The following is a 794-nucleotide window of genomic DNA, read 5'->3' as shown; positions in this document are numbered from 1 at the left end:
CTCTTTAGCCGCTGAACCATATAGGCAGAGCCGACCACCAGAGAGTAAAAGCGGTTACCCTTACCACGCTGTTGCTCGATATTTGCCAGGGTCGCCGGTGGCAGATCCGCCATGATGAAGTCAGAAATCATCAACAGGTCAGCCTTTTGGTAGGTCTCTGCGTCCATGGTTTTCAACGCATGGCCAAGGGCAGGTGCCGCATCAGTACCACCATGAAACGACATTTTCAGAAAGTCGATTATCGACGCAAGGCCCCATTCTCCACTCAACTCCAACGTCTTGATACCCGTAGAGAAGTTAATCAGGTAACAGGGACGTTGCTCCTCTCTCGCTTTGGTTGCCAGAAATAGCGTCATGGCTTTGGCGATCGTCTCGGGCGCACCGCTCATCGAGCTACTGGTATCAACGCAGAGGATCATGGGGCCGCGCTTCTCCTCTTCGTTGACCTGCCTCTCCTCTTCCCTTTCAGCATGCTGATGTTGAGTCTGTATACCAGCCATATCAAAGCTCATCAGTCGTGACTCGACGAACTTCAGATCAAACAGCAACGCGGTCTCGTCATCAGCCAACAGGGCTTTCTCGCTGGGTAATACATGTTCCAGATCTCGCCCCAACCGAATACCCACTATCTCCTCTCGGGAATTGATATCAGGCAGACAGAGATCCAGAGCGTGGTTAACCTTCACCCGCTCAATCTTTTCGGAGAGTTCAATCTGCCGGATCTTGCCGAGCAAGTCGCATAACGCATGCAACCCCTTGTCGTTTGCCAGATAGCTTGCCCACTTCTGGAACTG

Annotated in this window: 1 protein-coding gene; it reads right to left on the bottom strand. The window is 52.3% G+C overall.

Features of this window, described 5'->3' with window-relative positions; translation table 11 throughout:
• Window positions 1-794, bottom strand: a 794-nt coding sequence (locus OKC40_RS22715; protein ID WP_270797052.1) for a VWA domain-containing protein, incomplete at both ends; no start/stop codon positions are given.

The sequence above is a fragment of the Aeromonas sp. QDB11 genome, assembly GCF_027705265.1.
In the GTDB taxonomy this organism is placed as follows: Bacteria; Pseudomonadota; Gammaproteobacteria; order Enterobacterales; family Aeromonadaceae; genus Aeromonas; species Aeromonas allosaccharophila.
This window is presented reverse-complemented; position numbering and strand designations above follow the sequence as displayed.